Consider the following 11,080-nt stretch of genomic DNA (forward strand, 5'->3'; position numbering starts at 1 on the left):
TACGACGAATGAAGTCGAAAACAAATGATTGTTTCTGCAAAGCTCTCTAAAACTGCTTTTAGCCGACAACAAAAAAATTAGCTAAACGTTTCTTTGAGCCGATTGAGTGTTATTGACAGACACTCAATCGGCTTTTTTATATTCAGTAGGTATATCGGGAACAGGATTCTATCAAATAGTGTTAGTTTGCTGGACAATAAATAATTATGGGTAAAGACTTGGTACACGTAACACGAAAAGCACATTTTAACGCATCACACAGGCTCCATAATCCAAATAAATCGGATGAGTGGAATAAGCGAGTTTTTGGGAAATGTAACAACCCAAACTGGCACGGTCACAATTACATCATTGAAGTAACGATAGCCGGTGAGCCAGATTCCGAAACGGGCTATGTAATTGATCTTGGTGAATTAAAAAGCATCATCAAAAAAAGAATTATCGATCCCTGCGATCATAAAAATCTCAACCTTGAAGTTCCTTTTCTCGATGGAATTATTCCCTCTACAGAAAATTTGTGTAAAGCTTTCTTTTATGAGATAGAAGAGGAGATCGAACAACTATCAGATAATGATTCCAGGTTATACTCGGTACGCCTGCAGGAAACCGAACGAAACAGCGCGGAATATTGTCCTAACCTTTCGATATAAGAATCTATATTTTTCCAATTTATTTATGATTACAACAAACTTAAAACGATTTTACGACCCAACCTTTGCAGTAACTGACCAGTACAAAGAGAGCCTTCCCGACATGCAAAATGGCCCCGCCTCTTCCATTGAAGGTGCGAATGTTCCCATTCAGCAAGTTGGTATTTCTAATTTTAAGCTCCCTTTGAAATATCCCACTCCATCCGGAGAGCTTCTTACGCTTGAAACCTCTGTAGACGGATATGTAGGCCTCGATGCAGGTAAGAAGGGAATTAACATGGGTCGCATCATGCGGACCTTTTATAAATTCCAGGATGATGTATTTCATCCTGATAAGCTGGAAGAGATACTACTTGCTTATAAAGAAGATGTGGAGAGCCATACGGCCTTTTTAAAGCTCTCATTTAACTATCCGATGATGAAACAAAGCCTTCGTTCCGAGTATGAAGGATATCAATATTATAGGGTATCTATAGAAGGAAAAGTAGATGAGTATGACCGGTTCGCCAGTTTTATGCATCTTGATTTTGAATACAGCAGTGCCTGTCCATGCTCATATGAACTTTCCGAGCATGCTCGCGAAACAAGAGATATCGCTGCAATTCCGCACAGTCAGCGTAGTGTTGCCAACCTCACTGTTCAACTAAACAGTGAAATGTTTGTGAATGATCTGGTTGAGATCTGCCGGGAAGCACTACAAACAGAGACGCAGGTAATTGTAAAACGCGAAGATGAGCAAGCATTTGCAGAGATGAACGGAGCCTTCCAGAAGTTTGTGGAAGATGCAGCTCGCCTTTTATATGACGAACTGAACAAAGAGGAACGAATCAGAGATTTTGTAGTTCGATGCGCTCACCTGGAGAGTTTACACAGCCATGATGCCGTGAGTCGCATTTGTAAAGGTGTGCCGAATGGTCTCAGATAAAAGAGGTTAAGATAAACATGGTATTTTTCGAAACACTTTTGAAGTTCTATATAGATAAATAACTCAGCGCATCTTCTTTACTCAATGCTGGCTCTAAAAATACCATGTTTTAGGAAATTGTTTCACCAAGTATTACTCCAATCCAAGTGCCTGGTTCACTAACTTCTCCTGCTCAGCATCGTGAATTTTCTTCTGTCCGGCTGCGGTAGAAGCGGCTGCTTGTCTTCCGGCATAAGTAATGGTTTGGTCCTCCTTGAGGAGTGATTGGAGCCGTGGAAAGAGAAATGTCCATGCGCCCATATTTTTCGGTTCTTCCTGGCACCAGATGATATCCTTCACATGTTTATAATCATCAAGGAATTTTTCAAGATCTTCGTCCGGGAAAGGATAGAACTGCTCAATTCTGCCTATAGCAATATTCTCTTTCTCATTTTCTTCCCTGGCTTTATACAGATCATAATACACTTTGCCGGAGCAAATAATAAGCCGATCGATTGATTTTTTATCTTCAACTTCAGAATCCGGTAAAAATGGTTGAAACGCTCCATTTGCTAATTCTTCAACACTGCAAACTGCCATTGGGTGTCTCAACAAGCTTTTGGGAGACATTATGATAAGCGGCTTTTTCTTGTCTTGAAGAGTTTGTTTTCTGAGGATATGAAAGTACTGAGTGGGTGTTGTCAGGTTTGCCACTTGCATATTATCCTCGGCACATAACTGAAGAAAACGTTCCAGTCTTGCAGAGGAGTGCTCAGGCCCCTGACCTTCATATCCGTGGGGCAGTGTCATTACCAACGCTGCTTTTTGTCCCCATTTTTCTTCTGAAGCTGAAATAAACTGATCAATAATAACCTGAGCTCCGTTTACAAAATCACCGAATTGCGCTTCCCAAATGACAAGTGCTTCGGGAGTGGCGGATGAATACCCAAACTCAAAGCCCAGGGCTGCAAACTCACTCAATAAACTGTTAAAAGGATAGAAATTTCCCTGGTCATCGCTCAAATGGTTGAGGGGGGTAAATCGTTGAGCAGTTTGTGTTCCATGCAATACTGCGTGGCGATGAGAAAATGTACCACGTTCGGCATCCTGGCCAACAAGACGAACCGTTCGCCCGTTTTTAAGTAAGGATCCAAAAGCAAGCGCCTCAGCAAATCCCCAATCAATTTTTTTGTCGTTGTTTTGAGCCGCTTCAGCTCGTTTGGCAAGCTGTCTCAAAAGCTTGGGATTGGCATCAAAATCTTTTGGGACGGTATTGAGTTTAATCGCAATATCTTTCAGTTTCTCAATTTCATAAGTGGTATCGGGAAATTCATCCCGTTCACTCTGTTCCTTCTCAGAACGTTTCAGCATTTTATCTGTCACTTCGAGAGAGGGCGAACTTTTTGCATCTTCAAATGCCTGTTGAAGCAGTTCATCAAACTCATCAAAAATTGCCTGAGTTTCCTCTTCAGTAAACTCACCTTTTCTGAGCAATTCTTTAACGTAGCTGTCGCGAACTGTCGGATGGTTTTCAATCTCTTTGTATAGTCCGGGCTGCGTGAATGCAGGTTCATCCCCTTCATTATGACCGTGTTTTCTGTAACAGATCAAATCAATAACAACATCTTTACCGAATTTCTGACGGTAATTCATCGCCAGGTTGATGGAATGAACGGCCGCTTCCGGATCATCTCCGTTTACGTGAAAAATTGGAGCAAGAATCATTTTTGCCAAATCCGATGCATACTCCGTGGAACGGGCATCTTTTGGCAGCGTGGTAAAGCCAATCTGATTGTTAATGATGAAGTGGATGGTACCACCGGTTTCATAGGCTCGCAGTTGAGACATATTCAGTGTTTCGGCAACCACACCCTGCCCGGCAAATGCGGCATCTCCGTGCATTAAAATCGGTACAATCTTTTTCCGGGCATCATCTTCATCGTAGTGATCCTGACTGGCCCTGGCAGCACCCTCAACTACGGGGTTTACTGCTTCAAGATGACTTGGGTTGGGCATCAATTCGATTTCAATAGATTCATCCTCATCAATCTTGTACGATCCTTTTGAACCAAGGTGGTATTTTACATCGCCGGATCCTTGGATTGTGTCGGGATCAACATTTCCTTCAAAATCTGCAAAAACTTTGCGATACGGTTTGTTCATAATATTCACGAGAATATTTAAACGCCCGCGGTGCGCCATACCCAGAAAGAATTTTTTCACATCGTTTTTGACTCCTTGTTCCATCAGAAAATGCATCATCGGAATAAGGGTTTCGGCTCCCTCCAGGGAAAAACGTTTGTGTCCTACATATTTTTTGTGGAGAAACTGTTCAAATGCCATCGCCTGGTTAAGCTTATGGAGGATATCTTCTTTGTCATCTTTAGTGAGATCAGGGGTATTGGTGGTCGATTCCATCGTTTCACGCAACCACTTTCTCTCCTCCAGGTCGAGCAGATGCATATATTCAGCGCCAATTTTGCCACAATATGTTTCTCTGAGGAGCTGGATAATATCGCGTAGTTTAGCAGTCTTTTTACCGCCAAGTCCATCACAGTAAAATTCGCGATCCAAATCCCAGAGAGTAAGCCCGTAGTACTCAAGGTCGAGTTCTGGTCCCCGGCCCGGTTCTGTTTCAAGCGGGTCAAGATCGGCAAGAACATGACCCCGCATTCTATACATGTTGATGAGCCTCCAAACGGCTATCGCTCTTCGGTCTTGCTCAAGTGTATTTCCGCGGCCGCCTAACTGTCCCTCATATTTATCTTCTCCGTAAGGGAAGGGCTCATAAGGAATATCCAGATCAGAAAAGATCTTCTCATAAAAATCTTTTTTGCCATTCAGCAGGTTATGAATGTGCTGCAGAAACATTCCAGACTCTGCACCCTGAATCACCCGATGATCGTACGTGCTGGTCATCGTCATTACTTTACTCACGCCGAGCTGATTTAACACATCCTGGGCCATAGACTGAAATTCTGCAGGATAGTTGATAGCACCTGTTGCAATAATTGCACCCTGGCCTTTCATCAGGCGGGGGACAGAGGAAACTGTACCGATTGTACCCGGATTTGTAACACTGATGGTGGTATTGTCAAAATCAGCAAGTTCAAGATTTCCATTACGAGCCTTATCAATGAGTTCGGAGTAGGCCTCAAGAAACTCTCTGAAATTCATTTTGTCCACATTTTTAATATTGGGGACAACTAAATTTCTTGAACCATCTTTGCTTTCAAGATCTACAGCAATTCCAAGGTTCACCTGGTCCGGTTTTACCCGAAAATGATCGCCATTTTTTTCGGCATAGTAGGAGTTAATATTCGGAAATTCCTTCAGCCCCTGGATAACCGCCCATGCAATCAGGTGCGTGAAAGAGGCTTTCATATTGCTGGTTTTCAGAAGATGTGAGTTGATGATCTTCCGATCTTCTGTCATCATTTTTACCGGCAAAACACGCAGAGAGGTAGCTGTTGGCACATAGATACTTTCATCCATGTTTTCAACAATTTTGGAAGCTACTCCTTTTATTTTTTCGACTTCGGCGTCCTCAGGAATTTTTTGTTCCTTTTTTTCCTTAGCCGGCTTTTCCTCTTTAGGAGCTGGTTTTTCTTTAGTTACGGGAGCGCCATTTTCCTGGCTCGGCTCTTCCTCGACCTCTATACCTTCATGTTCATCAAAATATCGTTTCCAGTGCCCGGGTACAGACTCGGGATCTTCCTGGTACTGTTTGTATAGTTCATCTACAAGTGCGGAATTCGGTCCAAAAACGGCTTCAAGTGATTTCAAAATAGGGAGTCTTGAAAATTGGGAATGTAGTTAGATAGAAATGATTTAAGAATATGCATCTGTACGACGAGCCCTGTTCCGGCTTTTTCGAAAATATAGATGATTTTAGCGTATTTAACATTATAAAACAGTACAAAACTAACCAATAAAGCTCAAAAATACGATGATTTTTGTACACCTGTATAGTTAATTTTTATCAAAATCGTCATTTATCGAGGGTGTTGCTTTCTTTATATTAAATTTCAAATTCATCTATATAAAAACAGATATAAATTACATTAAATGGGTAACAAAAACGGCGCTGAAAATATTCACTGGGATCTGTCGGATCTGTACGATTCGCCCTCCGATACTGCCTTAACAGCAGATACAGAAAAAGTCATCAAAAAAGCAGAAAAATTTAACGCCACCTACCGCGGTAAAGTTCGTGAACTGGGTGCCGAAGAATTTGCCGAAATGCTTCAGGAATATGAAGAGATCATACAGATTCTGGGTAAAATAGGCTCATATTCTCATTTAATTTGGTCTACAAATACGGAAGATCCTAAACTTGGAAAGTTGTTGCAACAGGCGAATGAACTGAGTTCCGAAGTCAGCCAAAAATTGGTTTTTTCGGATGTGGAATGGCTGAAGATTGATGATGAGAAAGCAAACAAATTGATTCAGTCCGACGAACTTAAAAAATGGAAACACTACCTGGAAGTTTCCCGACTGTATAAGGAGCATACACTGAGTGAGGAAGCAGAAAAAGTGATGAGCGCAAAATCGGTGACGGGGCGTGCCGCGTGGAACCGATATTTTGATGAAACACTGGGCGCCGCCCGGTTTGAGCTGGATGACGATACGCTCACTGAGCAGGAGGTGTTGAGCAAATTGCATGAACCAGATCGCGAGTTAAGAAAAAAAGCTCATGCATCGCTCACTGAAACATTTCAGGATCACTCAAGGACACTGACGTTTATTTTTAATACTATTTTGGCGGATAAATACACCAATGATAAACTCCGCAACTATGATAGCTGGATTACATCGCGAAACCTGTCTAACCAAACGGATCGGGAAACTGTAAACGCTCTTGTAACGGCCGTAACCGATAACTATTCGCTTGCTCAGCGTTATTACAAATTGAAGCGAAAGTTGCTTGGCGTTGAAGAGATGTTCGATTATGATCGGTACGCTCCTATCACAAAATCCACCAAAAAAGTACAGTGGAATGAAGCGAAGGATATGGTACTGGAAGCCTACGGAGATTTTCATCCCGAAATGAGTTCCATTGCCGGTGAGTTTTTTGAGAAGAATTGGATTGATGCTGCCATCAAAACGGGGAAAAGAGGTGGAGCTTACTCCGCAAGCACGGTTACGTCGGTTCATCCGTATGTGTTTATGAATTTTGACGGGAAGTTACGGGATGTTCAAACCCTGGCTCATGAATTGGGTCACGGCGTGCATCAGTACCTTTCAAGAAAACAGGGAGAGTTACAATCATCCACACCGCTGACGACCGCAGAAACAGCTTCCGTTTTTGGCGAGATGCTTGTGTTCAATAAACTAATGAACCGCCTGGATGACCCCGCTGAAAAACTTGCTCTGCTGGTTAGTAAGATTGACGATACGATTGCCACGGTTTTTCGCCAGATCTCTATGAACCGGTTTGAAGATAAAATTCATACAGCCCGGCGGGAACAGGGAGAACTCTCAAAAGAGCAGTTTTCTGAATTTTGGATTGAGTCTCAGAAAGATCTGTACGGTGATTCTGTAACACTCACAGATGATTACAACATTTGGTGGTGCTATATCCCTCATTTCCTGCATACACCTGGTTACGTGTATGCGTACGCGTTTGGGGAGCTTCTTGTGCTCGCACTGTATGATTCGTATAAATCACAGAAAAATGGTTTTTCAGATAGATATCTTTCACTGCTTGAAGCAGGAGGGAGTGACTGGCCGCATAACCTGGTTTCTACGATGGGACTCGATATCAAAGACAAGAATTTCTGGAGCCGGGGACTCGATATTTTTGAGGAGATGGTAAAAGACGCTGAAGAATTGGCAGCTTCCCTATAAAAACCTACTTTATAACTCTTTAGAGATAAATTAAATACGGTATGAGCTCGAAACGGGAAGAGAAAGCACTGTTGGAATTTAAGCATATTATGGACGACCTGATGCAATTGGTTGGCAGGTCGACAGATGCCAAAACGGCTTACCTGTATTGGGTGAACCGGTCGCGTAAGCAGTTTGTATTGGAGACGACTTACACAGAGCTTTCTAACGTAAGATTTAAGGATCGTATTGAGTTTGAAAATTTTTTCCTGAACGAGTTTAAAGACATTGACAATATTCAGCAACTCGAAGTGGGAAGGCAGATACCACGGGAAGATCTGCTTCATTATTACAATCATGTTCCCACAAGCTACCTCACGATTATTCCGTTTGAAAACAACAATTCTACTGTAGCATTAACTGTTCTTGAAACGGAGCACCCCCTGGACCTGAAAGAGTTTGAGAAACCAATTTCTGCTTACCGCAATGCACATATGAATGTGCTGAATACCTACCTCGAACTAACGGATCTGTATGAGGACCAAAAAAAATGGACGGATTACGATGCATCCACTGATCAAATTACAACCAAGTTAAGTGAGTTTGAACTATTTAGTGCGATGGCTGAGGAGATGCAAAAGCTCCTGCCTACAGGTGGGGTTTGTGTTGTACTGCGTGGTATGGAAACGTGGGTGAATGTTCTTCGTTCGTCAAACTCTCCGGAATCGCCCACAATTGGGTTGATGGTTGATGAAAAGTCGATGGCATATGATGCACTTCAGAAAGGGGAGACACTTTTTTCTATTCACTTCAATCAAAATCCAAAGAGAATTTCTGCCTCTGAAAAATCCACTGAGGGAGCTACGCTTGCAATTCCTGTTTTGATGGCCGAAAAGCGTTTTGCTGTTGTTCTGGCATACGACAAAAATCCACTAACTTTTAAGGAATCAACCAAGCACCAGCTGAAAAACCTGGTTAAAATTACTTCGCTTACCATACAGGCTAAACAGAATACACATGATTACAATCAAAATATTCTGGCCAGCGAATATGGAAATTTTCAGCCGGAGGTTATGAATATTTGTATAGAAAATGAGAGGAGAAGAGATACTGGAAAAAAGCAGATCTGGTTTGGGTTAATTGGAATTGAAAATCTCTCGGAGCTTCGTTCAAAGTTTCGTCTTGAAGATCTTAAAAAGTTGCAGAGATTAATGGTGAAAGCGCTAAATCCGTCCAGGCTGGGCCTTAATGGATTGATCGGTTTTTATAGTGATTATGTGTACTCCTATGTGTTGATGAGTTCAGATAGAAATGAACATGATAAGTGGTTACAAACTATTAAGAGAGATTTGCAGGACAAGCTGGATCTTGGAGATGGACGGAAGGTTGAGGTTCAAATAAATCACGGGTCAAAAAAGGTTGAGAGTGGTTCAGGAGATATGAATGAGCATTGGAAAGAGGTTAAACAGTCTTTAAGCAGTGCGATGAGAGATGAAAATGCCACTATATCAGGTCTTTAATTATGCCAAGAACGTTTTTGTTGATTATCGATGGATTGGGAGTCGGAGCACAGGAAGATGCACACCTTTATGGCGACGAGAATGCAGATACTCTTGGAAATGTAAGCCGGATCGCAAAAGTGAAACTCCCAAATTTCGAACGATTGGGTTTAGGAAATATCAGGAAATTTGAGTCGATTCGTTCCGTAGATTCACCCAAAGCATCATTCGGAAAAATGAGAGAAGTATCAGCCGGAAAAGACAGCACAACCGGCCATTGGGAATTTGCAGGAATTCATCTCGAACAACCTTTTCCAACCTATCCGGAGGGATTTCCGAGTGAGGTAATAGAGAAATTTTGTAAAGGTGTAGGAATTGATGATGTGCTTTGTAATCAACCCTATTCCGGCACTCAAGTGATTGCTGATTACGGGGAAGAACATCTGGAAACAGGAAATCCCATCGTTTATACCTCTGCCGACAGCGTATTCCAGGTTGCGTGTCATGTGGATGTAGCTCCGATTGAACAGCTTTACGAGTGGTGCAATTTTGCCAGAAAAAAAGTGATGGTCGGTGAACATGGCGTTGGGAGGGTGATTGCTCGGCCTTTTTATGGAGAGCCGGGATCTTTTGAGCGAATTTCAGAAAAACGGCATGATTATTCTCTCGTCCCCCCGGAGCCAAATCTGCTTTCTGTTTTACAGGAAAATAAAATTCCGATCTACTCCATTGGGAAAGTGATTGATCTTTTTGCAGATCATTATTTTACACAGTATCGAAAAACAAGTGATAATGCAGAGGGAATTTCTCAACTGCTGAGCCTGATGAGTGCCAATATTCAGAACAGTTTTACATTTATAAACTTGATTGATACAGATCAGAAATATGGCCACCGGCAGGATCCCGAAGGGTATGGCAGATGCCTTGAAGAGATTGACCGGGCCCTACCGGCTATGTTAGATAAACTCCTGGAAGACGACCTATTGATTATTTCAGGAGATCATGGAAACGACCCGGCTGATGATAGTACGGATCACACACGTGAATTCGTCCCGATTCTTAGCCTATAAAAAAGGAGCAGAAAAGGGGGTTAATTTAGGAACCCTGGAAACTTTTTCAGATGCTTCAGCTACAATTTTAGACGTGCATAAAGTGGAAAATAGCTTGCAGGGAGATTCCTTTTTGAGCAGTCTATAAAATAGATCGTATGGTTTTCTTATAGTGTCAATAATTCATATCTTTTAAAGATTGTTTAACTACCTCCTTTTATATACGAAACTCGGTTTCTGTTCGTAGTTAAACCGAAGTAAATAATCGAATCTTAACTTAGATTTAAAATATAGTGGCTAAAAGTTCAGGCATCTCTACTCGCGAATCAGAATCACTGGATCGCTATCTACACGAAATTGGAAAAGAGAAACTCATTACCCCGGAAGACGAAGTACGTCTTGCCAAAGAAATTCAAAAAGGATCTCAACGAGCTCTTGAAGATCTGACCAAGGCCAATCTTCGGTTTGTGGTTTCGGTTGCAAAACAGTATCAAAACCAGGGTTTATCACTCGGTGATTTGATCAACGAAGGAAATCTCGGGTTGATAAAAGCAGCAAAGCGTTTTGATGAAACAAGAGGGTTTAAATTTATCTCCTATGCCGTTTGGTGGATTCGACAGTCCATCCTGCAGGCACTTGCCGAGCAGAGCCGAATTGTGCGTCTGCCGTTGAACAGGGTAGGAGCTCTCAATAAAATTGGTAAAGAGCTCTCCAAATTAGAACAGGAATATGAGCGTGTTCCTTCTGCTGCCGAACTGGCTGAAAGCCTGGACATGACCGTTTCTGAAGTTGCAGATACGCTGAAAATTTCCGGCCGCCATCTTTCCATGGATGCTCCCTTTGCACAAGGCGAAGACAACAGGCTCCTCGACGTGCTGGAAAATGAAGAAATTCCCGATCCCGATAACGACCTGATGGGCGAATCTCTGAAAGTGGAGATTGAACGGGCGCTTTCCAAACTCACAAAGCGTGAGGCTGAAGTGATTCGTCTCTATTTTGGAATTGGCCGCGAACACTCTCTCACACTCGAAGAGATCGGTGAACGATTTGACCTGACTCGCGAACGTGTTCGACAGATCAAAGAAAAAGCACTTCGTAAACTTCGACACCACAACAGAAGTGCTGCTCTGAGAGCTTATCTCGGGTAAA

7 protein-coding genes are annotated in these 11,080 nt (G+C 42.3%); 6 read left to right on the plus strand and 1 reads right to left on the minus strand.

What is annotated here, in order from left to right:
- The first annotated feature begins 206 nt into the window (after positions 1–206).
- On the plus strand, positions 207–650 hold the full coding sequence (locus U5K72_00630) for a 6-carboxytetrahydropterin synthase (GenBank protein MDZ7717307.1): 444 nt from the start codon (positions 207–209) through the stop codon (positions 648–650).
- A gap of 25 nt (positions 651–675) precedes the next feature.
- Positions 676–1,575 (plus strand): GTP cyclohydrolase FolE2, encoded by a 900-nt coding sequence (gene folE2 / locus U5K72_00635; GenBank protein ID MDZ7717308.1) that lies wholly within the window; start codon positions 676–678, stop codon positions 1,573–1,575.
- Positions 1,576–1,707: 132 nt separating this feature from the next.
- On the opposite strand, the gene U5K72_00640 is transcribed toward folE2, so the two are convergent.
- Positions 1,708–5,340 carry a multifunctional oxoglutarate decarboxylase/oxoglutarate dehydrogenase thiamine pyrophosphate-binding subunit/dihydrolipoyllysine-residue succinyltransferase subunit gene (locus U5K72_00640; protein MDZ7717309.1) on the minus strand — a complete coding sequence of 1,211 codons (3,633 nt, stop codon included), beginning with the start codon at positions 5,338–5,340 and terminating at the stop codon, positions 1,708–1,710.
- A gap of 282 nt (positions 5,341–5,622) precedes the next feature.
- On the opposite strand from U5K72_00640, the gene U5K72_00645 reads away from it, so the two are divergent.
- The 4 genes from U5K72_00645 (at position 5,623) to U5K72_00660 (ending at position 11,079) form a co-directional block, all read left to right on the plus strand.
- Entirely contained in the window at positions 5,623–7,404 is a 1,782-nt protein-coding gene (locus U5K72_00645; protein MDZ7717310.1) for a M3 family oligoendopeptidase, read from the plus strand.
- Positions 7,405–7,445: 41 nt separating this feature from the next.
- Positions 7,446–8,903, plus strand: coding sequence for a GAF domain-containing protein (locus tag U5K72_00650; GenBank protein MDZ7717311.1), 1,458 nt, complete (start codon positions 7,446–7,448; stop codon positions 8,901–8,903).
- A gap of 2 nt (positions 8,904–8,905) precedes the next feature.
- Positions 8,906–9,952 carry a phosphopentomutase gene (locus U5K72_00655; GenBank protein MDZ7717312.1) on the plus strand — a complete coding sequence of 349 codons (1,047 nt, stop codon included), beginning with the start codon at positions 8,906–8,908 and terminating at the stop codon, positions 9,950–9,952.
- 272 nt (positions 9,953–10,224) lie between these two features.
- Complete coding sequence (locus U5K72_00660) at positions 10,225–11,079, plus strand: RNA polymerase sigma factor RpoD/SigA (protein MDZ7717313.1); 855 nt, start codon at positions 10,225–10,227, stop codon at positions 11,077–11,079.
- The last annotated feature ends 1 nt before the right edge of the window (position 11,080 follow it).

Source organism: Balneolaceae bacterium (assembly GCA_034521495.1).
Classification (GTDB): Bacteria; Bacteroidota; Rhodothermia; order Balneolales; family Balneolaceae; genus Rhodohalobacter.